Source organism: Mucilaginibacter sp. SG564, assembly GCF_013149275.1.
Classification (GTDB): Bacteria; Bacteroidota; Bacteroidia; order Sphingobacteriales; family Sphingobacteriaceae; genus Mucilaginibacter.
The window spans coordinates 915,735-942,292 of record NZ_JABGNA010000001.1 but is presented as its reverse complement, the minus strand read 5'-3'; the positions used below and the strand labels follow the sequence as shown (position 1 = coordinate 942,292).

The 26,558-nt window shown below is 43.2% G+C and carries 20 protein-coding genes; 14 read left to right on the top strand and 6 right to left on the bottom strand.

All coding sequences use genetic code 11. The features are described 5' to 3' along the window. Positions 1–3: 3 nt before the first annotated feature. Together FHW89_RS03525 and FHW89_RS03520 are read right to left on the bottom strand one after the other, a co-directional pair. Entirely contained in the window at positions 4–3,201 is a 3,198-nt protein-coding gene (locus FHW89_RS03525; RefSeq protein ID WP_216650457.1) for a SusC/RagA family TonB-linked outer membrane protein, read from the bottom strand. Between the two features lie 397 nt (positions 3,202–3,598). Continuing rightward, a complete protein-coding gene (locus FHW89_RS03520; protein ID WP_172333608.1) occupies positions 3,599–5,260 on the bottom strand; it encodes a murein L,D-transpeptidase in 1,662 nt (553 codons plus the stop codon). A 414-nt stretch (positions 5,261–5,674) separates the two neighbouring features. Between FHW89_RS03520 and FHW89_RS03515 the strand changes: the two genes are divergently transcribed. The 3 genes from FHW89_RS03515 to FHW89_RS03505 all read left to right on the top strand — a co-directional run bounded on the left by FHW89_RS03515 (position 5,675) and on the right by FHW89_RS03505 (position 8,499). Further along, entirely contained in the window at positions 5,675–6,322 is a 648-nt protein-coding gene (locus FHW89_RS03515) for a redoxin domain-containing protein (protein WP_172333607.1), read from the top strand. A gap of 25 nt (positions 6,323–6,347) precedes the next feature. Next, positions 6,348–6,965 carry a carbonic anhydrase gene (locus tag FHW89_RS03510; RefSeq protein WP_172333606.1) on the top strand — a complete coding sequence of 206 codons (618 nt, stop codon included), beginning with the start codon at positions 6,348–6,350 and terminating at the stop codon, positions 6,963–6,965. Positions 6,966–7,056: 91 nt separating this feature from the next. After that, the gene (locus tag FHW89_RS03505; RefSeq protein WP_172333605.1) at positions 7,057–8,499 is read left to right on the top strand and encodes an NAD(P)/FAD-dependent oxidoreductase; all 1,443 of its coding nucleotides are present in this window, start codon (positions 7,057–7,059) and stop codon (positions 8,497–8,499) included. 111 nt (positions 8,500–8,610) lie between these two features. On the opposite strand, the gene FHW89_RS03500 is transcribed toward FHW89_RS03505, so the two are convergent. Beyond that, positions 8,611–10,161, bottom strand: a complete 1,551-nt coding sequence (locus tag FHW89_RS03500) for an alpha-N-arabinofuranosidase (RefSeq protein WP_172333604.1) — start codon at positions 10,159–10,161, stop codon at positions 8,611–8,613. Between the two features lie 139 nt (positions 10,162–10,300). After that, the gene (locus tag FHW89_RS03495; RefSeq protein WP_172333603.1) at positions 10,301–10,888 is read right to left on the bottom strand and encodes a TlpA disulfide reductase family protein; all 588 of its coding nucleotides are present in this window, start codon (positions 10,886–10,888) and stop codon (positions 10,301–10,303) included. A 107-nt stretch (positions 10,889–10,995) separates the two neighbouring features. Here FHW89_RS03495 and FHW89_RS03490 point away from each other — a divergent pair, with 107 nt between their 5' ends. Beyond that, positions 10,996–11,571, top strand: a complete 576-nt coding sequence (locus FHW89_RS03490) for a sugar O-acetyltransferase (RefSeq protein WP_216650456.1) — start codon at positions 10,996–10,998, stop codon at positions 11,569–11,571. A 36-nt stretch (positions 11,572–11,607) separates the two neighbouring features. Here FHW89_RS03490 and FHW89_RS03485 read toward each other — a convergent pair whose 3' ends face one another. Both FHW89_RS03485 and FHW89_RS03480 read right to left on the bottom strand, forming a co-directional pair. Beyond that, positions 11,608–12,018: a DUF6691 family protein gene (locus FHW89_RS03485; protein ID WP_172333602.1), complete on the bottom strand. Its 411-nt coding sequence runs from the start codon at positions 12,016–12,018 to the stop codon at positions 11,608–11,610. 1 nt (position 12,019) lies between these two features. Beyond that, positions 12,020–12,679 carry a YeeE/YedE family protein gene (locus FHW89_RS03480; RefSeq protein ID WP_253952148.1) on the bottom strand — a complete coding sequence of 220 codons (660 nt, stop codon included), beginning with the start codon at positions 12,677–12,679 and terminating at the stop codon, positions 12,020–12,022. 143 nt (positions 12,680–12,822) lie between these two features. Here FHW89_RS03480 and FHW89_RS03475 point away from each other — a divergent pair, with 143 nt between their 5' ends. From FHW89_RS03475 to FHW89_RS03430, 10 genes are all read left to right on the top strand, one after another. Beyond that, positions 12,823–13,758 carry a hypothetical protein gene (locus FHW89_RS03475; protein WP_216650455.1) on the top strand — a complete coding sequence of 312 codons (936 nt, stop codon included), beginning with the start codon at positions 12,823–12,825 and terminating at the stop codon, positions 13,756–13,758. A gap of 27 nt (positions 13,759–13,785) precedes the next feature. Beyond that, on the top strand, positions 13,786–15,339 hold the full coding sequence (locus FHW89_RS03470; RefSeq protein WP_172333601.1) for a phosphatase PAP2 family protein: 1,554 nt from the start codon (positions 13,786–13,788) through the stop codon (positions 15,337–15,339). Positions 15,340–15,459: 120 nt separating this feature from the next. Continuing rightward, positions 15,460–16,275 carry a hypothetical protein gene (locus FHW89_RS03465; protein ID WP_172333600.1) on the top strand — a complete coding sequence of 272 codons (816 nt, stop codon included), beginning with the start codon at positions 15,460–15,462 and terminating at the stop codon, positions 16,273–16,275. Between the two features lie 100 nt (positions 16,276–16,375). Then, the gene (locus FHW89_RS03460) at positions 16,376–16,840 is read left to right on the top strand and encodes a RidA family protein (protein ID WP_172333599.1); all 465 of its coding nucleotides are present in this window, start codon (positions 16,376–16,378) and stop codon (positions 16,838–16,840) included. 121 nt (positions 16,841–16,961) lie between these two features. Continuing rightward, positions 16,962–18,158 (top strand): D-TA family PLP-dependent enzyme, encoded by a 1,197-nt coding sequence (locus tag FHW89_RS03455; RefSeq protein WP_253952147.1) that lies wholly within the window; start codon positions 16,962–16,964, stop codon positions 18,156–18,158. Position 18,159: 1 nt separating this feature from the next. After that, a complete protein-coding gene (locus FHW89_RS03450; RefSeq protein ID WP_172333598.1) occupies positions 18,160–19,233 on the top strand; it encodes a dipeptidase in 1,074 nt (357 codons plus the stop codon). Between the two features lie 401 nt (positions 19,234–19,634). After that, positions 19,635–22,232 carry a glucosidase gene (locus FHW89_RS03445; RefSeq protein WP_172333597.1) on the top strand — a complete coding sequence of 866 codons (2,598 nt, stop codon included), beginning with the start codon at positions 19,635–19,637 and terminating at the stop codon, positions 22,230–22,232. A gap of 473 nt (positions 22,233–22,705) precedes the next feature. Continuing rightward, entirely contained in the window at positions 22,706–23,638 is a 933-nt protein-coding gene (locus FHW89_RS03440; protein ID WP_172333596.1) for a sugar phosphate isomerase/epimerase, read from the top strand. A gap of 166 nt (positions 23,639–23,804) precedes the next feature. Then, positions 23,805–25,151: an ethanolamine permease gene (gene eat, locus FHW89_RS03435; protein ID WP_172333595.1), complete on the top strand. Its 1,347-nt coding sequence runs from the start codon at positions 23,805–23,807 to the stop codon at positions 25,149–25,151. Between the two features lie 24 nt (positions 25,152–25,175). Then, positions 25,176–26,558: an ethanolamine ammonia-lyase subunit EutB gene (locus tag FHW89_RS03430; RefSeq protein ID WP_172333594.1), complete on the top strand. Its 1,383-nt coding sequence runs from the start codon at positions 25,176–25,178 to the stop codon at positions 26,556–26,558.

Sequence of the window (26,558 nt, the reverse complement as noted above, 5' to 3'; positions counted from 1 at the left end):
CTGTTATTTTTTAAATTTAAAGTTCACATTTAACCCATATGTCCTGACAGGAGGTACGCTTGTACCTTCAATACCGGCATAATTGATGCCTGGCGCAAAATTTGATTCAGGGTCAATGTTGTCTGTGTGTTTCATGATTGTCCAAAGATTTCTACCAACTAATGAAACGGTGATAGAGTTGAAAGGACTGTTGCCTAAAATATTTTTGGGGATACTGTAACCAAACGAAACCTGGCGCAGTTTAATAAAGCTGCCATCCAAAACATTTAAGGCAGAAACGTTGCGTGCCAGCGTTTGATAATATGTTTCGGCAGGTACATTAACTGTGTTTTTTGCACCACTTTCGGTTACACCAACACCAACCACGCCTGTTTCACGGCCTTCAAGAGTCATTTTGTTTAAACCGCGGAAAATGCTGTAATAATTAGTTGCCGATAATACCTTGTTGCCAAAACGATAGTCAACCAGGAAACCCAGGTTAAAGTTTTTATAGGTAAAATCGTTATTAAAGCCACCGTAAAATTTAGGTACAACGCTTCCCATAGGTATGCGTGCAGTAGTTTCGGCATTACCTGTAGCATCAAATATAATATTGCCACTGCCGTCACGTTTGTAATCATTAGCCATAATTTGCGGGCCCGGAAGACCTTTAACAAAAGCGGTAGTTGCATTTAACGGACGATAAGTGCCTAAGCCTAAATTTGCACCTGCAAGATCGGTTTCTAATACTTTGTTTTTAATATAAGTAAAGTTAAAAGAAGGCGACCAGGTAAATGTACTTGTTTTTACAGGTGTGCCATGTATTTCAACTTCTATACCTTTATTGCCAACAGATGCTGATGGAATATAATAGTTAGTGTATCCGGTTGACCAATCAAGAGTACCGCTAACGATCTCATTTTTAGTTTTTCTGTCAAAATAAGCTACATCCAATCCTAAACGATCATTCAAAAACTTTAACTCGGTACCAATTTCAAACTCGGTTAAAGTAAATGGTTTTAGATTAACATTGGGTAATTGAGAAGAAAAGGTAGCCGCAGGAACACCATTAATTGAATTAGCCACGCTATAGTAAACCTGGTTTGTAAATGGAACCGCTGGATTACTTGTTTTTGCGTATGAAACCCGCAGCTTTCCAAAATCAAGACCATTGATATGCGTAAGATCAGAGAATATAAAACTTGCAGAAACAGAAGGTGTGAAAAGACCAGGACCTAAAGCTTTTGATATACTGCTATAATAATCATAGCGTCCGGATGTACTTAAAACCAAAAAGTTTTTCACGGCAAAATCAGCAGTATAATAGGCTGAGTTCACCTGCTGTCTTTTAGGGTCATCATCTAAAGTACCAGAATCAGAGCCAATATTTCCAGCGAGTCTTTGCGCGCCGTTTGAAAGGTCATAGAAGTAAGGAAGGATAAGGTTGTTGGCATTGATATAAGTACCGTCATAATTACTTTTACGAATATTGCCACCCACAGACATGTCAAGGTTAAGGAAATCCTTAATCAAATCGTGCTTGGCGCTTAATAATACATCCGCGTTAAATTCGGTTGTTTGTGTTTGTTGTGTTTTTAAATTACCATTGCTGCCGCTCACATATGCTGTTCCGGTTGGCTCTACCCTAAAACGCTTGTCATGGATCTGATCATAACCTATACGGCCTTGCACATATGCCCAGGGAGTTAAGCTATATTTGGCCGATATCGAAGATATTAAGCGCTCCCTGTTTGAGTTGGTTATAAAATTATAAGCTGCAAAATAAGGATTGGTTACATATATATCATTGGTAAATGATTGTTCAGAACCATCGGCTTTTGTTCCCGGCGCTAAAGTGCTTTGGGCCTGGTTGGGTGCCAAAAACTGTACGTTGTTGGGGTTTCCTGGTCCATCACTTAAACCAGAGCGGTTTTTCTCGTTATCCAATATGTAATTGGCAACCAGATTAATGTCCAGATTTTTCATTACGGTTTGTGAACCGTTGAAGTTAAAGGTTTTCCTGTTAAGCCCGCTGTTTGGTGTAATAGCGTGATTGTTCATGTCTGACAACGACAAGCGGAAAGCACCGGTTTCATTACCACCTGTTAAAGCTACAGTATTGGTAAAAGTGTTTCCGGTTTTGTAAAATTTGGTATAATCGTCGCTGGTTTTTGAATATGGATGAGTTTTACCATCGATCTGAATTACCTGTGAACCATCAAGTTTAGGTCCCCATGCCAGGCTACCTGTACTTAAAGCTGCGGCAAGATTGGCTGGTTTAACACCCAACTCACCTTGTCCGTATTGGGTTTGGAAATCGGTATTGTCATAAATTTTATCCATCTGGTAATTGGTGTTGTATTCTACGCCAAAACCTGAATTTTTCTTACCCGATTTGGTGGTAATCAAAATAACGCCACCTGTTGCGCGGGTACCATAAAGCGCAGATGCTGATTGACCTTTCAATACCGTCATAGTTTCAATATCATCGGGGTTAATGTTGGCAATACCATCACCATAATCTGCACCGCCCCACTCGCCCGATTGGCCTCTTTGGGTGTTGTCCATTGGAACGCCATTAATAACAAATAGAGGACCCTGAGTAGAGCTGGTACTGGTAACCCCGCGTAATAATATACGGGCTGATGAACCTGCGCCACCACTGGTACCACTAATACTTAAACCAGCTACCCGGCCTTCTAAGGAATACGCTACGTTTGTTTCCTTCGCTTTATCAAGAAGGTCTCCCTTTACTGTCGTAAGGGCATATCCTAATTTTTTCTGTTCTTTTTTTATGCCCAAAGCAGTAACCACTACCTCATTGAGGTTGGTGTTTGCTATCAGCGTGATAGTTAATGAAGTTCTGTTGCCTACTGCTATTTCCTGGGTGGTAAAACCAATATAGCTAACTACCAATACAGTCTTGCTATCGCCTTCAATGCTAAAATTACCATTTGCGTCTGTTTGCGCGCCTGCATTTGAGCCTTTTATTCTGATACTTACACCAATCAGTGGCTGTCCTTTATCATCAACTACTTTACCGCTGATCTTTGCGATATTGTTGCTGATATTAAAATTTAAATTGTGGGTTAATTTAGGTGTTGCGTGTGCCGCTGTTTGCGTATTTATGAGAACTATACCAGCAAGGGCTAACTTACATAAGGGCAAAGATTTTGATATCCACGGCCTATGTACACCCATGGGGTGTTTGAAAAATTTCATATTTTACTGAATTTAAAGGGAGTTAATAACAAGGTACTATTGCAGTACCTGCATTTATAAACATTCAAAAATCATGGTGTCGGGCAGCAATTTCCCGCCGGGTAATTGTGCTTTGTGTAGGGTTAGTAAGCGTTTTTTACATAGGCCTATTTTTTCGGGTTTTTTAATTAATGTTGGTGTTAAATGCACACTTAATCGCCCGGGATTGCATCGGGCGTATAAAGTGATTTAATAAGGGACAATTAAATTTTAAGTATTGCCTACAAACCCAAGAAAAATATTTTGTTTTTTTAATTTATCAATATTATAAACCTTCAAATGATATAACGGCAAATTTTATTGTCAAAATGACAAATAAAAAGATCTATTTGCGATATAGAAAACAGGCCTGTAGTGTTTAATAACTACCTGTGCCGGATAAGACCATTGATGCCAGCTGTTCATCACGGTTGTATATATCCTTACGGAAATTAAGCTTGTTATTACGATCGGTAAAAGCAGTAAAATAGGCTATAAATACGGGTGTTTTATGTTTAAGTGTTATCTGTTGCTCCTTACCCAGGTGCATGGCCTTGTTGATGCGACTGGAAGTCCAGGTGGTATCGTATTTTAATAAAAATGAAGCCAATTTGGCTGGTTCGCCAACACGAATACAGCCGTGGCTGAAAGCCCTTGATGATTCGCCAAATAGCGATTTGGAAGGTGTATCATGCAAGTAAATGCTGTAACTATTTGGGAAAAGAAATTTAACCAAACCCAGAGAGTTTGCAGGGCCCGGCTTTTGTTTAATCACCGGTAAGCCATTTTCTTTCCCGGTGATGATCATATTGTGCTCGTTAACGTAGTTAGGGTTTCTTTTTATCTCGGGCAGTACCTCATTCCGGATAATACTTTCGGGCAGGTTCCAGTACGGACTAAAAACAATATACTGCATCTCTCCATAAAATATCACGGTTTGATGTACTTTTTGACCTACAACCACGTTGCAGCTCCATAATAAACTGTCGGCATGATAAACATGAAGTTTGAACTCGGGTATATTCACAGCCAGATAATCTGTATTCAGGCTTACTGGCAACCATCTGCAGCGCTCCATATTTACGATGATCTGCCGTATCCGGGTTTTCAAAGGAACGTTTAATTCGGCTATAGTACCAGCGCCTGCAATGCCATCCGCAGTAAGGCCATGCCTCAGCTGAAACTGCTTAAAGGCGTCTTTCAATTCATCATTGTAAACATTGCTTGTCGTATCTCCGCTAAAATCTTCCAGCTTGTAAAGTCGCTTTTTGATCTGGGCTATTACAGCGCTGGAGTCGCCGGGTTTTAACTTTTTTTCGATAACTATGGGTTGCCATTTATCTGTAGTATCCAAGTGGCGATATTTGGCCAGGAAGTTTTTCAGCAGGTCATATTGGCGATAAACAGGTTCAGATAAAGTTTCGCCTGGTTTACCCCGTTTTTTTAGCAAACTATCCAGGTAATCGTTATAGGATACTTTTTTACGTGGCAGATACCAGTTTACAGCGCGGGTAACCGAATCGCTCATGCCTTGAAAAGCCAGTTTCGAAAAGACGAAATATTGCGCGGTAAGCATCAGCTCGGTGGTGATATTTATTTTAGCCTTAACCTTGGTTGTTTTTGGGTGCGCGTCAAATACCAGCGAATCCAATGACTTTGGGTAGGGGATGGCCTTATATACACCCTCGTTTTGTAAATTGTTTAATCTATCAACAAGGTTGCCAGCTTGTTCTATTAATATACCTTTTTCATACCAGGCATAAGCAAACTTGCGCTTGTTATAAAACAGGTTAATATCCTTAGCATAGGGGGCAAAGGCGGGGTACTTTTTCAGGAAAATATTTATTTGTGTACTATCAAAAACAGACTGGGTTTGATCGCTAAAGCTTCCGGGGATGGTTTTATTCCATTCTTTTACGATCTTCTTTTTTATGGAATCAGCTTTTGATATCCTGTGTTTGGGATTTTGTTTACAGCTAAACAGAATAGAAATACCGGTGATTATAAGTAGAATATATTGTTTTAATGGTCTGTTTAGCATAGGGAATTATTTGTGTGAAAGATAGAAAACAAAAGGAGAAAAAATAATTTATAAAAATGTATACTAAATATATAGATATTATAGTATATTTGAACTTCAGAACATTCAAAATCATGTCGGGCAGTAAATTCATATTAAATACACACTTCGTTTTGCATCGTGCCGATGGCACAATGGTCATGTGTTGCTGTTGTTGAGCAACAGTTTCTGCCTCTCCCGCCTAATATCATATTTTACTGATCTCATTATTTAACATACATTTTATGAACGCTTACCTGGTAAATCAATTAAACAAGCCCGCAGTTGCCCGGCTATTAGCTGACTACCCTGTAGTTTACGGATTGTGCAGTTGTTGACGCTCAACTATTACCGTATCAATCAAATTCAATTCGTTTAATCTTACGCTATAAAAAAATGTTAACTACAAATAATAATACCAAATATCCATTTTTTGACCTGTCAGAGATCGTTGCCGATGCTGATCTTCCGTTTAAGCCATACCAGCCTTTGAAGCCTGTTAAAGCCGGCAATTATATACCAGATCTAAAATTCTATAGTACTTACAACCGCTGGCAACAGTTTTTTAACGGTGCCGAAGTGCACGGCCCTGTTTCATTAAGACATCTTTTAAATAAACCACTGGTAATTGCTTTTTACTCACATCACTGGCGCGATCATGGTTTTACCTTGCTTAAACAGCTTAACAATATCCATAATGAAATAAAGGCCAGCGGCGGAAATCTGTTGATCATCAGCGATGAACGCACCGAGGAATTGGAAAAAAGAGCCTGGGAGCACAGTTTTACCCTTAATTTTTATTACGACGAGCAAAAGGAACTGGCACAGGCATTCAGGGTATTCTCTGACGAAGATCCGGTTTGGAACAGGTTTTCAGGTATCGACGTAAATGCGCCGCTATTGGCTACTTACATTGTCGACCCATCCAAACAGATTGTATACAGCCATATTGATTTTGACTTCCTGGGTACATTTTCTGCCGATGATGTTATTGCTTCGGTTTATGAATCGGCATTGATCAACCACAGCAGAAAATCTGCCTGATCATCATCTTAAATAAAGAGATACCATGTCAAACGTAATTGATCCATTGCAAAAAATAAAGTCGAAAGTTCACCAACAGGTACTTTCGGCTAATCAGGAATATGTAAAACACTTTGGCGACAAAGGCGAATTAACCATACCACCAGCGCGGCAGTTTGCTATTTTAACCTGTATGGATGCCCGGCTTGATCCTGCCCAGTATGCAGGTTTGGCCGAAGGCGATGCCCATGTGATCCGTAATGCCGGTGGCAGGGCGAGTGATGATGCCATTCGTTCGCTGGTGATATCGCACAAACTGTTGGGTACCAAAGAATGGTTCGTGATCCATCATACCGATTGCGGTATGGCCTTGTTTACCGATGATATTATCCGCGATTTGCTGGCTAAAAGTTTGAAAACCGCCACTGTTGATGAACATGGATGGCGAAATACCGAAGAAAGCGGCGGATCAAACGAAGCGCGGCACATCGCTTTCCTTACTTTTAAAAATCTGGAGGCAAGTGTTGTAGAAGATGTGCAGCGCATCAGGCAGCATCCGCTGGTGGCCGGCAACATCCCGATTTACGGTTACATTTATGATGTACGTTCCGGTAAACTGATCGAGGTGCCCGAAGCTACCCACGCAGGCGAGGTATTGAATTGATCCTGAAAATGCAGCTGTGTTTTTAAAATCATTAAGGTAAAAAGCCTTTATTTAAATACCTTAGTGAGCTTTTAAACATCAGCCTTTATACATGAAGCCCGAAAAACGCGATTATGATGCCGTAATTGTAGGCTCCGGACCTAACGGTTTGGCGGCCTCCATTTTATTACAACAAAACGGTTTATCTGTATTATTGATAGAAGGTAAAAAGGAGATAGGAGGAGGGCTGCGTTCGGCTGAATTGACATTGCCGGGTTACCTTCATGATATATGTTCGGCTATACATCCCCTGGCAGCAGCGTCACCCTTTTTTGAAACATTACCACTGCAACAGCACGGGTTAGAATATATTTATCCAGAAATAGCGGCCGCGCACCCCTTTGATGATGGCACGGCCGCTATTTTAACCCAATCAATCGAACAAACCGCCAGCTTGTTAGGTGCCGATGAACAGGCATACCTCAAACTCATCAAACCCGTTGTACAAAACTGGCCGCTCATAGCACCCGATGCTTTAGGTCCGCTGCATTTTCCCAAGCACCCGTTGGCTATGGCCCAATTTGGCCTTGATGGCTTAACCTCGGCCAGCTTTTTAGAGAAACGTTTTAAAACCCAAGCCGCGAAAGGCTTATTTGCCGGGATGGCAGCACATGCCATACAGCCCTTAAGCAATTTAGCTACATCAGCCATTGGCCTGGTACTGATGGCGCAGGGGCATTTAAAAGGCTGGCCTGTACCAAAGGGCGGGTCAAAACAAATAGCTAATGCCTTAGGTTCTTATTTTATTTCGATAGGAGGGCAAATAGAAACCGACCGGTACATTGAGTCATTAAACCAGCTGCCATCTGCACACGCTGTATTGTTTGATATCACGCCCAAACAACTTCTGAAAATAGCAGGGCACCGGTTTTCATCCCTGTATAAATGGCAATTGGAGCGCTATCGTTACGGAATGGGCGTATTTAAGATAGATTGGGCTCTTAACGCGCCAATACCCTTTAAAGCCGAACAGGTTAAACAGGCCGGAACTGTACACATAGGCAATACATTTGAAGAGATAGCCATTGGCGAGGAACGTATTTGGAAAGGTGAACACCCCGAAAAACCGTTTGTGTTATTAGCACAGCAAAGCCAGTTTGATTCGTCACGTGCGCCAGAAGGCAAACAAACGGCCTGGGCTTATTGCCATGTACCCAATGGTTCGGAGAAAGACATGACAACTATTATTGAGCAACAGGTTGAGCGTTTTGCACCAGGTTTCAGGGATACTATATTAGCCAGGCACACTTTCAATACCACACAAATGGAGCAATATAACCCTAACTATATTGGTGGGGACATCAATGGCGGGGTTATCGATATTGGGCAGCTGTTTACCAGACCTGCATTGCGCTGGTCGCCTTATAAAACATCAGCTAAGGGGCTTTATATCTGCTCGTCATCCACACCACCAGGTGGCGGCGTACATGGCATGTGTGGTTATCATGCCGCTAAAAAAGCGTTGAGTGATATTTGGGGGATTAAGGTGAAGTAGCCTCAACAGAACAATTTGTCATCCTGAGCGTAGCGAAGGATCTGCTCTTCGATATGCCTATCTGTTAATAGATCCTTCGCTACGCTCAGGATGACACTGTGTAGACAAGTATTAATTCAACTCCAAAGTCACTATTGATTTAGCTGGTAATGTAACCACCAGTTTATCACCATCCTTTTTCGCCCCGGTAAAATTACTCAGGTGTATTTTGTTGGGATCAGCGAAAGTGTTGATATTGGTTACATTGGCCGAAGTGAGTATCTGACCGCTTACTGCCGACCATTTGATATCCTGCAAACCCGTTGTAATGGTTATCGGGTGATGAATATCCAGGTTAACCAATGAGATATGTACCTTGCCCGCGGCATCCTGTGAAGCCGAAGCATTTACAGCCGCTATCTTTTTACCATCAACTTCATAATCAGTAACATCTAATTTTATAGGCAGGTATTTGGCATCCTGGTGAACTTTGTACATGTCAAATACATGATAGGTAGGGGTAAGCACCATTTTTTCTTTATCGGTTAAAATGAGTGACTGTAAAACGTTAACTGTTTGTGCCAGCGCGGCCATTTTTACCCGGTCGCTGTGATTGTTGAAAATATTTAGCGTGGTGCCTGCTATCAGCGCATCACGAAGGCTGTTTTGCTGATACAGGAAACCAGGGTTAGTGCCGGGTTCAGGATCTGTCCAAACGCCCCATTCATCAACTACGAGGGCTACTTTTTTCTCCGGATCATATTTATCCATAATAGCCGAGTGTTTGGTTACCAACTCCTCCATTTTAAGGCAGTTTACCATGGTATTGAAATATTCGCTTTCACTAAATGAGGTAGCTGAACCTTTTTTACCCCAGTTACCGGTTGGTATAGTGTAGTAGTGAAGCGACAGGCCGTAAAGCATATGCAGCGGGATGTTTTTCATGCATACTTCTGTCCAGTTATAATCATCGGCATTGGGGCCGCTGGCTATTTTTTTAAGCCTTGCGCCCGGATAATCCTTAGCAAAAGAGGCATAGCGTTTAAATTGGTTTACATAATACTCGGGTGTCATATTGCCACCGCAACCCCAGCTTTCATTACCCACACCCCAAAAAGTAACTTTATATGGTTCCGGGTGACCGTTTTTGGCTCTTTCCTTAACGACTGTGCTTGTACTGTTGGAATTTAAGTATTCAATCCATTTAGACATTTCTTCCACTGTGCCGCTGCCCACATTGCCTGCTACATAGGGCTCACACTTCAATAAACTGCAAAGTTCCAGGAATTCATGGGTACCAAAGCTGTTATCCTCGGTTACACCGCCCCAATTGGTGTTCACCATACGCGGGCGTTGTGCCGCCGGACCTATACCATCGCGCCAATGATATTCATCAGCAAAACAACCGCCGGGCCAGCGCAGATTCGGGATCTTTATTTTCTTTAATGCTTCAACAACATCAAGCCTGATACGATCCTGCTTTTTTACAGGAAGGCTCTTATCAACCCAAAAACCCCCATATATTCCATGACCAAGGTGCTCGGCAAATTGCCCGTAGATATTCTTATCAATGGTGGTTTTTGAATTATCACTAATGGTAATCGTTCCGGTTTGGCTAAAAGCTGTAGCCGAACCAAAACACAGTAAGCAAGTAAAGAGATGGGTAAGTGTTTTCTTTTTCATTGAATGAGGTTTTGATATTGGAATTGTAAAGAAAAGAAAAAAAATTAATAAGTGTTAAAATAACAACAATTAATTTAATTAAAATCATGTTTAATTGATAAGGCATATTTTGTGTTCAGAAAACAATTAATTGAAGTAGCTACTTATTGTTTAATAGGGTAGTGAAATAATCTGTAAATCCCGCGCTGTTGTAATTAGCAGTATTAGTATGTCTAAATACCAGTTCGCCTTTTTTATTAAATACCAGGGTAGTTGGGATTGTTCCGTCCATGATGTCTTCCGGTATATTACTGGCTAATGTATACACAGGTAAAACGTAATGATGTTTTTTCATAAACTCGTTGGCTTTTGTATAGTTGTTATCTACATCGGCCAGTATGAAAACCACATTGGGAGCATTTTTATACTGCTTATAGAACCCATTAAGGGTAGGCATTTCCGCGATACAAGGCGGACACCATGTGGCCCAAAAATTTACAAATATCACTTTACCTTTTAAATCGGCTGTATTTAAAATCCTTCCTGTGCTATCCCTGAAAGAGATATTAAAGGGGTCGGCTAAAGCTTTTTTCGATACCTGAACAGGGATGTCGGGCTTAAAAAAACCAATACCAATCAAACCTCGTATCAATAAAGCTTTCGCTGTTGGGTTTACCAGCATAATAACTATAATAGCCGCCGACAGCAGATAGGTAATATTACCAGCAGTTAATTTTTTCTTTTCCATTATTGGGTAAAGTCTTTGGTTAAAAATATAATTTCCCCGAGACTTCTATTACTAACTTTACTTCGATGAGAGGGGAAGGCAATTATAAGCTAAAAAAGTAACAAATAATGAATGACGATAACACCAGGATAATTTACAGAAGAACACCAGAGTCGGCGGCCATGGTGGCAAACGTAAAACAGGCGATGGAGATTACCACAAAACTTAACCGATTGACATTTAATGATGCTGATGAAATTCGAGCCCTATTCAGCGAGCTTATTGGCAAAGATGTGGATGAACGCTTTTCGCTGATCCCCCCATTCTATACCGCTGGTGGGAACGAGATCCGTATAGGGCGTAATGTCTTTATTAATCAGAACTGTACTTTCTATGATCTTGGCGGGCTCGACATAGGAGATGATGTGATGATTGGGCCGAATGTAAGTATTATTACCACTGGACATCCCCTTGATCCATCGCAACGTCGTTCCGTTACCATCGGAAAGCCTATTGTAATCGAAAGAAACGTTTGGATCGCCGCCGGTGCAATTATCATCGGTGGCGTAACAATAGGCAAAAACTCGGTTGTAGCCGCAGGTTCTGTAGTTACTAAGAATGTCCCACCGAATACCCTTGTAGGAGGAAACCCGGCGCGGGTTATTCGTTCAATTAGCGATGTACAGGATGCTGGTGGAAATTAAAACTGAAACAAATCATAGTTTATCATCGACAGTAAATCAGTGCGGAAGCTTGTCCCTGAGCAGGCCATAAACCCAGGTACCGGCTATGGCGCTCAGTAGCGTAACTATAATTACAAAGAAACCACTGCCTATCTGAGCAAACAGCGGACCCGGGCATGCTCCTGTTATAGCCCAGCCCAGCCCAAATATCAAGCCACCATAAACATTACCCCAGTGGAATTTTTTAACCGGGATAACGATAGGTTCTCCGGATATGGTTTTGGCCTGAAAACGCCTGATCAGTAATACAGAGATAAGACCAACTACAATGGCGCTGCCGATAATGCCGTACATATGAAATGATTGCAGCCGGAACATTTCCTGTATCCGGAACCAGGATATCACTTCCGATTTAACCAGCACAATCCCAAAAAGCATTCCGATGATGAGATATTTAATGTTAGGCATATTACAAGCTAATAAGATAAGGCAAAATAAACCAGGTCATGACAAGGCCACCCGCCATGAAGCAGCATGTGGCTACAACAGATGGCCATTGTAAAGTTGAGATACCCATAATGGCGTGCCCCGATGTGCAACCGCCTGCATACCGGGTGCCAAAGCCCACCAGAAAGCCACCAATAACCATGAAAATGAATCCCCTTAGTGTGAGCAATTGATTAAAGTTAAATACATCATGCGGCAGGAGGCCGCTAAAATCGGTTATACCTTGCTGTTTAAGTAGGGTAGTGGTTTGTGGATTAATATTAACCGGATGATTACCCGATAAATATTGTGTGGCTATAAAACCACCCAGCACAATACCTGCAACAAAAAACAGGTTCCAGCTTTCCTTTTTCCATTCGTATTTAAAAAAGGGAATATTTGCGGGTAAACAAGCCGCGCAGATATGCCTCAATGAGGATGATATACCGAAGGCCTTATTGCCTGCCAATAAAAGAGCCGGAACCACAAGGCCAATCAATGGGCCAGCTACATACCAGGGCCAGGGTTGTTTTAAAATATCCATCATGATAATTATATTATTGTAAATATATTTATTGTGTCCATAATCCTGTAAACTAAATAGATCTGAGCCGCCGGTTGCCATGCCTATCTGGTTGATCATAGACTGAAAAGTATTTCATCTGCTTGTAAGCATAATTCAGTTATTGATTGTCTTTAGTATTGCCGATTGATTATAAAGAGGTTAGCAATATGCGTTAACCTCGTTGCCGATTGATTTGTTTACCTCACCCTAATTTGTAATATATGATAAAAACCTTACCTGAACTTTTCTGCAGATGCTGTTTAGTTATCTCATTTAGTCTTATTCTATCCCCATTTGCCAAAGCACAAACAGATGCTGATGCATTGATGATTCCCAAAGATTATTTCTGTGCCGCCGGTATGTATACTCACAGTAGCTGGGATCATTATTGGGAAGGCACTTTTAAACGCGACAACCTTAACCTGGGCACTGTAAGCTCCAATACTTATAGCCTGGGTGGAAACTATGGTCTGTCAAATCGGATTAATTTATTGTTTATGGTGCCTTATGTAACTACCCATGCCACAGCAGGTACGCTAAGGGGCGAGCACAATTTTCAGGACCTGACAGCCTCAGTTAAATGGATGGCCCTAAAAGAGGAAATAGGCAAGGGCTTGTTCAGCTTTCATGCTATACTCTCCGGAACGATACCGCTAAGTAATTACCGGGCCGACTATTTACCCTTATCCATAGGGCTGCACAGTAAAAATGTGGCCCTACGTGGTTTACTGAACTATCAGGTAGGCCGCTTTTTTGTAGCTGGTGCGGGTCAATATATCCGCCGCAGCAATATTACTATCGACAGAAATTCGTACTACACAACCGAACTGCATTATACCAACGAGGTGCAAATGCCTAATCTGACCAATTTCCTGGTAAGCTCCGGCTACCGAAGTCTAAAATTTAATGCCGAAGCTGTATTGACCAAAATAACCACGCTTGGAGGTTTTGATATCCGTAAAAATGATATGCCTTTCCCCAGTAATAAAATGAACTCGACACTGGCTGGGGTAATATTAAAATACAGCCTGCAATCCATTAGCGGACTGGAGTTTACCGCCGGTGGTAATTATGTTTTAAGCGGACGTAACGTTGGGCAAACCCGCACATTTTATGGAGGAGTTTATTACGTTTTTAGTACCAAAAAACAAAAATAAGCAGGTTAATACTTAAAGATGATCAATATGAAAAAAACATTACGCTATATAATCCCAGTCCTTGTTTCAGGTGTTGCTTTTTTGAGCTCATGTAAAAAGGATATTAATGATCGCACCGCAGCTTACCCAGCGCTGGCACCAACCAATATCGATTTGAATGCCGATACCTGGAAACCGGTGTTGGTAACCGATTTTAGTGTGTTGAATGTTGCCGCTCCGGATGCTTTAACTTCACCAGCTTATGTGGCCGATATTAACGAGATCAAAGCATTGCAGCGCAGCCTTAACGATGATCAAAAAGCGACCATCAAATACTGGAGCGCCGGCTCAGTGTTGCGGTGGAACGAGATCCTGCGCGATCTGGTAGCTAAACATAATGTGCCACCTTATCAAAACCCGGATGGTACCTACCCGGCGCCAAATTCGGCTAATCCTTTCAATTATCCGGAGTTTCCGTTCTCTAACCCACCATATGCGGCAAGGGCCTATGCCTACGTGAGTGCGAGCCAATACGATGCCCTAAGAGCTGCCTGGCATTTTAAAAACGTGTACAAACGTACCGCTCCATATAAAAACGACTCGGCTATAAAGCCACTGGTACCTACTTCCGATCTGCCATCATATCCAAGCGAAGATGCTGTTATTGCCGGAACTACTGTGGAGATCATGAAGCTATTATTTCCTACAGAGATCGCTTATATACAACAAAAGGCCGATGAAGAAAAACTATACCGTATCATGGCCGGCGCCAATACCCGCGGCGAACTTAACGCGGGCGAAGCATTGGGTAAGCAGGTGGCTGCCATATTTGCTAACCGTGCACGTAACGACCGTGCTGGCAAAGCTATTGGCACACCTGATATCTGGAAAGGATTTGAAACAACGGCTACTGCCAAAGGCGAGCAGTTTTGGGTGAGCCTCGAAACCCCCAAAAGACCACCTATGCTGCCTTTGTTTTCAAAAGTTACTCCCTTTTTATTTGATTCGCTTACCGTGATTGCTTTAAGACCAGGTCCCCCTTATTTAACCAATTCACCTGAGTTTAAAAAAGAAACGGAAGAGGTATTATCCTTCAGTAAAGACCATTCACGTGCACATGAGGAGCAGGTTGCTTTTTGGGCTGATGGCGCGGGCACCTATACGCCTACAGGCCATTGGAACGCTATTGCTGCCGATGAATTTGTAAAGCAGAACTATAGTGAGATACGCTGGGCGCGCAACTTCGCCCTGCTGAACATGGCCGAAATGGATGCCGCTATTGTATGCTGGGATACCAAGTATTTTTATTTCAACCAGCGCCCGTCTCAGGCCAATCCAAACATTAAAACGCTGACCGGGATACCTAACTTTCCGGCATATACCTCGGGCCACTCCAATTTTAGCGCGGCGGCAGCGGCGGTATTGACCTATTTGCTGCCCGATAGAGGTAGCAAGTTTACTGATCTGGCTCATGATGCTGCCATGTCGCGGTTATACGGCGCCATACATTATCGCAGCGATTGTGAAGTGGGCCTGCAAACCGGAGCAAAAGTTGGTCAATACGCCGTGCTTAGAGGAAAAGCAGATGGAGCGGATAAATAGAGTATTGGGACCTTCTGACTATGAGACTAAAGGATTTTTGGATAAAGGATTAAAAAAAATGATCCATACAATTTCTTTTGTCCCAAAATCTCATAGTCTCATAATCTTTAATCAAAATAAATGTTACGTTTAACTACCGATCAAAAAATTTACTTCACACTAAGATTGGCCTGCGCCATGTGCTTTATAGGGCATGGTGCATTTGGTATTATCACCAAACCTATATGGTGCAACTATTTCGCGGTGGTAGGAATTGGTCATGATGCGGCGTACCACCTGATGCCGATTGTAGGCTCTGTAGATATTTTGTTGGGCATATCCATGCTCGTTTATCCTACGCGTGCCATTGCGGGTTGGCTGGTGATATGGGGCCTTGTTACCGCTACTATGCGTCCCTTATCCGGCGAACCATTTGCGGAGTTTATTGAACGTGCTGGTAATTTTGGTGCCCCGTTGGCATTATTAATCGTACAGGGTGGCATTAAAATGCCGTTAAAGCAATGGTTTGCCCGCATGAACGATCAGGTAGTTATTGAGTCACCGGTATTAAAAACAGTTGTAAACAGCTTAAGAGTTATCGCATTTTTATTGCTATTGGGGCATGGCTGGCTTAACCTGATACAAAAAGCCGGACTGCTGAAACAATACCAGTCACTGGGTTTTCATGATCCGGTCAAAACAGCGCTGATCGTTGGTGGTTTTGAAATATTGTCGGCTCTTTCTATACTCATCCGGCCATTTCAAAACCTGTTGCTGGTATTTATTATCTGGAAAATAGGCAGCGAATTATTTTACCCGCATTACGAATTGTTTGAATGGGTAGAACGCGGCGGTAGTTATGGTGTATTGCTGGCATTATGGTTCGCGGTAAAAAAGGCTCCCTCTGGTTTTCCAGCCTTTCCCCTGAGAAAGACCAATAATTTACAATGGAGTTAAATTTAAACGGAATACCATACAGTTAATTAATCAAAGCCGAGGATAAGATCCCCGGCTTTTTTGTTGTTAATTATTGCTTAAACTTTATAATTTTACCGTTATGAACACTCCCGAAGAAAACTTCGCGGCGTTGGGTTTAAACCTGCCGCCCGCACCAAAGCCACTTGGCGTTTATAAACCATGTTTAGTTGATGGAAAATATCTTTACCTATCGGGCCACGGCCCGGTGCAGGACGATGCTTCCCTCATCATCGGTCGTATTGGCGATACCGTTTCGCAGGAAGATGGTAAGCTGGCCGCTCAGCAGGTTGGTTTAACCATGCTGGCTACCATTAAGGCCAACATTGGCAGTTTCAACAAAATTAAAAGAGTGATCAAGGTATTGGGTATGGTAAATTGTACCCCCGAGTTTGAAAAACACCCTTTTATTATCAATGGCGCCAGTGAGCTTTTTGCCAAAATATGGGGCGAAGAAAATGGCATAGGCGTACGCAGCGCAGTAGGCATGGGGTCGTTACCAGACAATATCCCGGTTGAGATCGAGGCCCTGTTTGAATTATTTTAGTGAATAGTGAGTGGTGAATAGTGAGTGGAAATCACAATAAAGATTCAGGTATTAAATAATTAATCCTGGTAATCCTGGTAATCCTTAAATCCTAAAAACGGCGAAGCCTTCTTGAACACCAATGAAAAATAGACAAAAGGTGAAAAATCAGGGTTCAGACAAAAAACTTACCATTCACTCCTCACCACTAACCAACTCTCCACCCATGACTCAAAACTGGTACACCATTGGCGATATAGAAAAGCTGGATACCCCGGCTTTGGTAGTTTACCCGGATAGGGTAAAGGCCAATATCGATCTGCTTAAAACCATGATCGATGATGCGGCCAGGTTACGTCCGCACGTAAAAACATACAAGAATAAAGAGGTTACGCAGTTGCTGCTCGAAGCCGGCATCCGCAAGTTCAAATGCGCTACCATTGCCGAGGCCGAATTATTGGCTATATGCAAAGCGCCCGATGTGTTGCTGGCCTATCAGCCGGTTGGGCCAAAGCTTTACCGTTTCATTAAGCTGGTGCATGCTTACCCGGCTACCAAATTCTCTTGCCTGGTTGATAATGCCGCTGCTGCGAGCGAAATATCGCAAGTGGCCGAAAAATACAAGCTGCGTGTAGATGTTTATCTCGATATTAACGTTGGTATGAACCGTACCGGTATCAAAGCCGGTTTTGAGGCGTTGCAATTATACATGGATTGTGCCGTATTACCGGGATTAAACCCTGTAGGCTTGCACGCTTATGATGGTCATATCCATGATGCCGATCTGGCTACCCGTGCCGAGCGTTGCAATACCAGCTTTGAGCCTGTTTTAAAATTGCAGGAAGATATCAAAAAGCGTGGTTATGCCGAACCGGTGATTGTAGCCGGTGGATCGCCTACCTTCCCCATTCACGCCAAAAGAGGAGTGGTAGAATGCAGTCCCGGTACTTTTGTTTATTGGGATAAAGGCTATCAGCTGGGCATGGCCGAACAAGGTTTTTTACCCGCTGCGCTGGTTATTTCCAGGGTAATATCCCTGCCGGGAGCCACCAAACTTTGCCTGGATGTGGGCCATAAATCTGTATCAGCCGAGAATGAATTAAGCAAACGGATCTATTTTTTAAATGCGCCCGAACTGGTACCTGTAGGCCAAAGCGAAGAGCATTTGGTGGTAGAGGCAGGCGAAGGTCACACTTATCATATAGGTGATGTATTGTACGGTATACCGCATCATATATGCCCAACTGTTGCTTTATATGAGCGAGTATATACTATTGAAAATAATGCACTTAAAGGCGAATGGCTAAATGCTGCGCGCGACAGAAAAATAACTATCTGATATGTTTATAATTGATGCCCATTTAGACCTGAGCATGAACGCGCTTGAGTGGAACCGCGACCTTACCCGTCCGCTGGCCGAAGTTAATCAACGTGAACAAGGCCTCACTGATAAGCCTGATCGTGCCAAAGCTGTGGTTACCTTGCCCGAGCTGCGTAAAGGCAATATTGGCCTGGTAGTAGCTACGCAGATAGGGCGTTATGTAGCGCCAGACAACCCGTTGCCGGGCTGGCATTCGCCAGAGCAGGCATGGGCGCAAACCCAGGGCCAGGTAGCCTGGTACAAAGCCATGGAAGATGCCGGCGAAATGGTGCAGATAACCGATCTGCCATCGCTGGAGAAACACCTCGCGCTTTGGAACGATGGCCAATCGACAGCAAACAAACCCGTGGGTTATATTTTAAGTCTGGAAGGCGCCGATTCTTTCGTTACTGTACATCACCTGGAGCGTGCTTATAATTACGGATTACGTGCCGTAGGTCCTGCGCATTACGGCCCCGGTCGTTACGCTCAAGGGACCGATGCTACAGGCTATATGGGGCCGAAAGGACATGAGCTACTGAAAGAAATGGAACGCCTCAACGTTATCCTGGATGCCACCCATTTATGCGATGATAGTTTTTGGGAAGCCCTTGATCATTTTAACGGCCATGTTTGGGCCAGTCATAACAATTGCCGCGTGCTGGTGAACCACAATCGCCAGTACAGCGATGAGATGATCAAAGCCCTTATTGATCGTGGCGCGGTTATTGGTGCCGCGCTGGATGCCTGGATGATGGTACCCAACTGGGTGAGGGGACAGTCGACCCCTAAAGGTATGAACTGCAACCTGGAAGTAATGGTTGATCATATCGATCACATCTGCCAGATAGCCGGCAATGCGCTGCACATCGGCATGGGCTCCGACCTTGATGGTGCTTTCGGTCGCGAGCAATGCCCGTATGACCTGGAAACCATTGCCGATTTGCAAAAAGTACCCGCAATGCTCAAAAAACGTGGCTATACCGACCTGGATATCGAAAACATGATGCACGGCAACTGGCTGAGGTTTTTAAGGAAAGCCTGGGCTGAATAAAATAATAGAATTTGTCATCCTGAGCGCAGCGAAGGATCTGTTTGCCAATTTGCATATTGAATAATAGATGCTTCACTCCGTTCAGCATGACAAAAATTCTTTCCCCCTCTTTCCGGCGAAGCCGAAGAGAGGGGGCTCGAGCGAGGCAACGGGCGGGTGAGTCAAATTATCATCCTGATAACAGCATGGCTGTAAAGCCTCACCCCAGCCCTCTCCAAAGGAGAGGGAGTAAAATGTGCTATGTAAAGTCCTCTCCAAAGGAGAGGATTATTACATGAGAGCTTCGCCATTTAGGTGAGGCTTCCTCATCCCCGTGTAAAACAAACCATTCCATCCTATTATCTTTCCTTAATTAAGCCTAATTTGCAAACACTTGCTTCAAAAAAGCATTATCATCTATCATGAATGCAGAACAATCAAGGTTAAAAGATACTACCTGGAAAAAATGGGGCCCGTACGTAAGCGACCGTCAGTGGGGTACAGTACGCGAAGATTATAGCGCCAATGGCGATGCCTGGAGCTTTATAACACATGACATGGCCCGCAGCAAAACCTATCGTTGGGGCGAAGAAGGAATAGCCGGTATTTGCGACAGACAGCAAAACCTCTGCTTTGCCATAGCGCTTTGGAATAAAAAAGACCCCATCATTAAAGAACGTTATTTCGGTCTGAGTAACCCCGAGGGCAATCATGGCGAGGATGTAAAGGAGATCTATTATTACCTGGACAGTACTCCCACGCATTCCTACATGAAAGCGCTGTACAAATATCCGCAGCAGGTTTTTCCGTATGAATGGCTGGTAGCCGAAAACAAACGCCGTACACGTAAAGACCCTGAATTTGAGATCATCGACACCGGGATATTTGACAACGACGCTTACTTTGATGTATTTACCGAATATGCCAAAAGCGCTCAGGACGATATCCTGATCAAAATATCCGTTCACAACCGCGGTGATCAGGACGCCGCGTTGAATATCATGCCTACCATTTGGTTTCGCAATACCTGGGCCTGGGGTTATAATGACTATAAACCCCGTTTGACGGCCAATGGAGCAGGTAGGATAGAGGTATCGCACAAGGACCTTGATCAGCTATGGCTGCACACCGAAGGCTCGCCTGAGCTGTTATTTTGCGAAAACGAGACCAATACCCGCCGGCTTTACAATTATGATAACGGCATCAAATATCCCAAGGATGGCATCAATGATCATATTGTACATGGTTCGGATACTATCAATCCTAAAAATACAGGTACAAAGGCTGCTATTAACTATGATATTACTGTAGCCGCAAAACAAAGTATTACTATACGACTGCGTTTATCGCCCGATGCTAACTATAGTTTTGAAGATTTTGACCAGATATTTAAAACCCGCCTTACCGAGGCCGACCAGTTTTATAACGACATATACAGCAATAAAAATGATACTGACAGGAGTTTGATTCAACGACAAGCCTTTGGCGGTATGATGTGGAACAAACAGTTTTACTATTGCGATATCCGCCATTGGCTGCGCGGCGACCCGGCGCAACCCGCTCCGCCCGAGCAGCGCAAAACCGCCCGCAACAGCAAATGGATGCACCTGAATACCCGCGATATTGTATCCATGCCCGATAAATGGGAGTACCCCTGGTTTGCAGCCTGGGACCTCGCTTTCCATTGCCTTGCCTTGGCCCGCATTGATATGGCCTTTGCTAAAAATCAGCTTATCCTGCTTACCCGCGACTGGTACATGCATCCCAACGGGCAATTACCGGCCTATGAATGGGATTTTGGCGATGGCAACCCTCCGGTACATGCTATGGTGGCCTGGAGCATTTACAAAACCGATAAGGAAGCCAATAACGGCAAAGGTGATACTTACTTTCTGGAAAGAATATTTCACAAGCTAATGCTCAACTTTACCTGGTGGGTAAACCGTAAGGATGCATCGGGTAATAATGTGTTTGAAGGTGGTTTTTTAGGTTTGGATAATATTGGCGTTTTTGACCGGAATATGCCTCTGCCTTCGGGTCAGCACCTGGAACAGGCTGATGGAACCAGTTGGATGGCCATGTATTCGTTGAATTTACTGCGCATAGCTACAGAATTGGCCGCTGATGATAATGCCTATGCGGATATTGCCTCTAAGTTTTTTGAGCACTTTATTTATATTGTAGGGGCAATGTCAAACCTGGGCGAAAACAATGAAGGGCTTTGGGATGATGAGGATGGCTTTTTCTATGATCAGATTAGCTTCCCGGATGATGGCTCGATTAAAATGAGGGTACGCAGTATAGTAGGGTTGATCCCCTTATTTGCAACTGAGGTGTTGAATGAAAGTGATATCAGCGATAGCCCCATATTCCGCGACCGGATGAAATGGTTTGCCGAAAACCGGCCTGACCTGGCTTCGCTGGTTTCGCGCTGGAACGAGAAAGGTCCAAATGGTAAACATCTCATCAGTTTACTGCGAGGGTTCCGGATGAAATCGATCCTGAAATACATGCTGGATGAAAAGGAGTTCCTGAGCGATTATGGCATCCGCTCCCTCTCCAAATATCACCAGGACAAACCTTTCCATGTGGCCGTAAACGGTGTCGACTTTGGCATAGGCTATATACCTGCCGAGAGTGACAGCGGCCTGTTTGGCGGCAACAGCAACTGGCGTGGCCCCATCTGGATACCTATCAATTACCTCATCATCGATAGCCTACATCGTTTTTACGAGTATTATGGTGACGATTTTAAGGTAGAGTGCCCAACCGGCTCCGGCAATTATGTAAATCTCAAGGAAGTAGCCAATGAGCTTTATCGTCGCGTATCAAATCTCTTCCTGCGTGATGAAAACGGCAACCGCCCCGTATTTGGCCAATACCACAAAATGCAAACCGATCCGAACTTTAAAGATTACATCCTCTTTTACGAATATTTTGATGGTGACAACGGTCGTGGAGCCGGCGCAGCCCACCAAACCGGCTGGACAGGACTGATAGCCAATTGCCTGTATATCTAACGCTATATATTGATAGTCTGACGGTTTTTCTGTACCTTTATATCAATAGCAGCCCGGATCTCTTTTTGTAAGAGATCCGGGCTGTTTTAGTTAAAGAGAAAATAAACCTAAAAGCGATTGTTTGGTATTTAGTTATTTATTAATTAGATAATTAATACTTTTTAAACCTTTCAAAACACCTCAATAATTTGTTAAAAAGTGTTAAAATGGCCGCGAAGCTTAATTAAACGATCAAAAAACAATTCCTTTTGCTCCGAAATTTGTTAAAAAGCGTTAAAATTCAAGGTTTAAAAAGTTTTTGACCCAGACAAAGCATCGAAAATACCCCTGTTTTTACTGTCAATTTATTGGAAAAATCTGGGAAAAAACATTCACCAAAATTTTATTGTGTAAAAAAGACACAATAAAATTTTGATCGATACAAAAATTATTTAGTTTTACTGTACCACTTATAAAAACTAAAAATTATCAGTATGAATTACAACAGGCGAAAGTTTATCCAAAGCGCTGGTGCACTGGCTCTTAGTGTCGTGGCTTTATCCAGCAAAGCAGGTTCATTATTCCATAATGTAAAAGGCGAACACGCGGTTGGCTTACAACTATTCACATTTTTTGGAGTTATTGATGAAGATGTAAAAGGAACGCTAACCAAAATAGCGGGTTTAGGCTATAAGGAGCTGGAATCGGCTTTTAGCAAAAAGGGCGGCTATTATGGTATGAATCCAAAAGAGTTCAAAACTATGGTTAACGACCTGGGTATGGCCTGGACGTCGCACCACGTGCTTGGGGCCCCATTTAAACTTCCTCCCGGAGCCAAAATGCCTGTAGGGGCCGATGGCAAGCCGCTGGTGATACCACCCATGAAAAACCTGCGCGAAAATATGCAGCAACTGGTTGATGAGGCTGCCGAAGGAGGGGTTAAATACCTGGTTTGCGCCAATTCGCCTACAGCTACGTTGGATGAGATCAAATCGACTATAGATGTACTGAACAAAACAGGGGAGGCCGCTAAAAAAGTAGGTATACAATTCGCCTATCATAATCACGATATGGAGTTTCACCCGGTTGATGGAAAAGTGCCTTATGATCTCCTCCTTAGCGAAACCGACGCCAAAAATGTAAAAATGGAGCTCGATCTGGCCTGGGCTATCAAAGGCGGTAAAAATCCGGTTGAAATGTTTAAACAACACCCTGGCCGCTTCCCGCTGTGGCATGTAAAAGATCTGGATGCTAAACGTGAAACCATATTACCGGTAGGTAGTGGCACCATTAATTTTAAACCCATTTTCGCCGCTGCGGCATCGGCCGGTATGAAACATTTTTTTGTAGAGCACGATATGACCAAAGATCCACTGGCCAGTATAACAAGCAGTATTGGGTATTTGAAGAATACTTTGAAGGTTTAAATATCATTAAGTCATTTACTTCGCGTCATTAAGTCATTGAATAAATATAAATGACTTAATGACTCAATGATTTCAATGAAATATTGCCCTTAACAATTCCATAATATACTGTCATTTTGATTTAACAGCGGCTTTAAGTATCTTAAAGCCGCATTAAATAAATCATATGGCAGCATCCTCGGCAGAGCAGTTAAAACGAGTATTAAAACCTGTTCACCTGTGGGCAATAGCTGTGGGGCTGGTGATATCCGGTGAGTATTTTGGCTGGAACCTGGGCTGGGCCGTATCGGGAACTATTGGATTTCTGATAGCTACTTTGTTGATCACGGTAATGTATATCACCTTCATTTTTAGCTATACAGAGCTTACCACTTCCATTCCACATGCAGGCGGTGCGTTTGCTTATGCGTATAGGGCCATGGGACCTATTGGTGGCCTTGTTGCCGGTTACGCCACATTGATCGATTTTTTATTGGCGTCGCCAGCTATAGCTATTTCATTGGGAAGCTATCTACACTTTTTATACCCGGCTATACCCGTTATGCAGTCGGCTATGTTATTTAATGCGGCGTTTATCGTACTAAACATATCGGGGGTAAAGGAATCAGCCACATTTTCGGTATTCATTACCTTATTAGCTGTAGCCGAACTATTGCTATATATGGGTGTCGTATCGCCTCATTTTAAAATGGACAATTACCTGAGCAATCCGATGCCTTTTGGTTGGGCCGGGGTATTCGCTGCATTGCCTTTCGCGGTTTGGTTTTACCTGGCTATTGAGGGTGTAGCCATGGTTGCCGAAGAAGTTAAGGAACCTAAGAAAAACATCCCAAGGGGTTATATATCAGCACTGGCTACTTTGGTTGCATTAGCTCTGGGGGTTATGATATTAACCGGAGGTATAGCTGATTGGCGTAAACTCAGCAACCTGGATTACCCGCTACCAGAAGCTATAGGGATTGTTTTAGGTAAAGCAAATGGTATCACTAAAATATTTGCCAGTATTGGTCTGTTTGGATTGATCGCATCGCTGCATGGAACTATTCTGGCATCGTCAAGGCAGGTATTTGCTATGGCTCGCAGTGGTTATTTGCCACGGGGGCTGGCTGGCATCAACCACCGGTTCAAAACACCTCACTGGGCACTTATGGCTGGTGGGGTAGTGAGCTTTATAGCTATTTATAGCGGCACTACAGCGCAGATCATCGTACTTTCGGTACTTGGGGCAATTGTGATGTATTTGATGAGCATGCTGAGCCTTTTTATCCTGCGTAAAAAAGAACCAAATCTTGAGCGACCATTTGCCTCGCCGTTTTACCCGGTGTTTCCGGCAACGGCTCTGATTATATCAACCGTATGCCTTTTCGCCATCATTTGGTTTAATTTACAGGTGAGCGGTATATTCTTTGGAAGCTTGATTGTAGTGATCGCGATTTTTATATGGATAGGAAAACATAAAATAGCGCTAACCGATGAAATGATGGCCGCACCTGAATTTACAGAAGCGGGGTAGAAACACCAATGAACAATTGAACTAATGAGCGCTTACAGGCACACTATACGCAACAAGGTTTATAAGTTTCCGGATCTGAAAACTTTGCTGGGAAAGGCATCGCCTTACCGGTCTGGCGATGAACTGGCCGGTGTAACTGCCGAAAGCTATGAGGAACGCGTGGCAGCTCAAATAACGCTGGCTGATGTGTCTTTGAAAACCTTTCTCAACGAGGCAGTGATACCTTACGAGCAGGATGAAATAACCAGATTGATTATTGATAGTCATGATATTACAAGTTTTAGCTTTATAAGTCATTTAACAGTGGGAGAGTTGCGCGACTGGTTGTTGAGCGATGAAACCGATACCGCCACCTTAACTCGTGTAGCTGCTGGTATTACGCCCGAAATGGCCGCGGCGGTATCCAAGCTAATGGGTAATCAGGATCTGATAGCTGTTGGAAAGAAGTGCGAAGTAATCACTATTTTCCGGAATACTATCGGCTTAAAAGGGCACTTTAGTACTCGTTTACAACCTAATCACCCAATCGATGATCCAAAAGGTGTAGCTGCCAGCATTATTGATGGTTTACTGCATTGCAGTGGTGATGCCTGTATAGGTATCAATCCGGCTACGGATAGCCCTACAGCGGTAAATAACCTGCTTAAACTGATGGATAATATTCGCTATCAGTTTGAGATACCTACACAAAGTTGTGTGTTAAGTCATATCACTACCACTTTAGAACTAATTAACCAGGGCGCTCCTGTTGATCTCTGTTTTCAGTCGATAGCCGGAACAGAGCAAGCCAATAGCAGTTTCGGTATTAACCTGAATATAATTGAGGAAGCATACCAGGCCACCCTATCCTTAAATCGAGGAACAATAGGTCAGAACGTGATGTATTTTGAAACAGGACAGGGTAGTGCACTATCTGCCAATGCCAATTTGGGGGTAGATCAGCAAACCTGTGAAGTAAGGGCGTATGCCCTTGCTCGAAAATTTAAGCCATTGCTGGTCAATACCGTTGTTGGGTTTATCGGGCCCGAATATTTATATGATGGCAAGCAAATTATCCGTGCTGCTTTGGAAGATCATTTTTGTGGTAAATTGCTCGGTTTGCCTATGGGCGTTGATGTTTGCTATACCAATCACACCCAGGCCGATCAGGATGATATGGATAATCTGCTTACCTTATTGGGTGTAGCAGGGTGTAATTTTATCATGGGTATACCTGGGGCTGATGATATTATGCTTAATTACCAGTCAACTTCGTTCCATGATGCGCTTTATTTGCGTAAAGTACTTGATTTAAAACCTACGCCTGAGTTTGAAAAATGGCTCATTAAACAGGGGATAGTAGATAGTGGGGGAAATATGCTGCCGGCAAATCAATCACACGGTTTATTGAAAGCTATGATTAAATAA

Bases quoted from the DNA above. Each gene is read 5' to 3' on its own strand.
- FHW89_RS03500 (WP_172333604.1), bottom strand. From the start codon at position 10,161: ATGAAAAAGAAAACACTTACCCATCTCTTTACTTGCTTACTGTGTTTT.
- FHW89_RS03440 (WP_172333596.1), top strand. From the start codon at position 22,706: ATGAATTACAACAGGCGAAAGTTTATCCAAAGCGCTGGTGCACTGGCT.
- FHW89_RS03455 (WP_253952147.1), top strand. From the start codon at position 16,962: ATGAAAAATAGACAAAAGGTGAAAAATCAGGGTTCAGACAAAAAACTT.
- FHW89_RS03490 (WP_216650456.1), top strand. From the start codon at position 10,996: ATGAATGACGATAACACCAGGATAATTTACAGAAGAACACCAGAGTCG.
- FHW89_RS03475 (WP_216650455.1), top strand. From the start codon at position 12,823: ATGATAAAAACCTTACCTGAACTTTTCTGCAGATGCTGTTTAGTTATC.
- FHW89_RS03525 (WP_216650457.1), bottom strand. From the start codon at position 3,201: ATGAAATTTTTCAAACACCCCATGGGTGTACATAGGCCGTGGATATCA.
- FHW89_RS03450 (WP_172333598.1), top strand. From the start codon at position 18,160: ATGTTTATAATTGATGCCCATTTAGACCTGAGCATGAACGCGCTTGAG.
- FHW89_RS03480 (WP_253952148.1), bottom strand. From the start codon at position 12,679: ATGATCAACCAGATAGGCATGGCAACCGGCGGCTCAGATCTATTTAGT.
- FHW89_RS03520 (WP_172333608.1), bottom strand. From the start codon at position 5,260: ATGCTAAACAGACCATTAAAACAATATATTCTACTTATAATCACCGGT.
- FHW89_RS03460 (WP_172333599.1), top strand. From the start codon at position 16,376: ATGAACACTCCCGAAGAAAACTTCGCGGCGTTGGGTTTAAACCTGCCG.
- eat (WP_172333595.1), top strand. From the start codon at position 23,805: ATGGCAGCATCCTCGGCAGAGCAGTTAAAACGAGTATTAAAACCTGTT.
- FHW89_RS03485 (WP_172333602.1), bottom strand. From the start codon at position 12,018: ATGCCTAACATTAAATATCTCATCATCGGAATGCTTTTTGGGATTGTG.
- FHW89_RS03470 (WP_172333601.1), top strand. From the start codon at position 13,786: ATGAAAAAAACATTACGCTATATAATCCCAGTCCTTGTTTCAGGTGTT.
- FHW89_RS03495 (WP_172333603.1), bottom strand. From the start codon at position 10,888: ATGGAAAAGAAAAAATTAACTGCTGGTAATATTACCTATCTGCTGTCG.
- FHW89_RS03445 (WP_172333597.1), top strand. From the start codon at position 19,635: ATGAATGCAGAACAATCAAGGTTAAAAGATACTACCTGGAAAAAATGG.
- FHW89_RS03515 (WP_172333607.1), top strand. From the start codon at position 5,675: ATGTTAACTACAAATAATAATACCAAATATCCATTTTTTGACCTGTCA.
- FHW89_RS03510 (WP_172333606.1), top strand. From the start codon at position 6,348: ATGTCAAACGTAATTGATCCATTGCAAAAAATAAAGTCGAAAGTTCAC.
- FHW89_RS03430 (WP_172333594.1), top strand. From the start codon at position 25,176: ATGAGCGCTTACAGGCACACTATACGCAACAAGGTTTATAAGTTTCCG.
- FHW89_RS03505 (WP_172333605.1), top strand. From the start codon at position 7,057: ATGAAGCCCGAAAAACGCGATTATGATGCCGTAATTGTAGGCTCCGGA.
- FHW89_RS03465 (WP_172333600.1), top strand. From the start codon at position 15,460: ATGTTACGTTTAACTACCGATCAAAAAATTTACTTCACACTAAGATTG.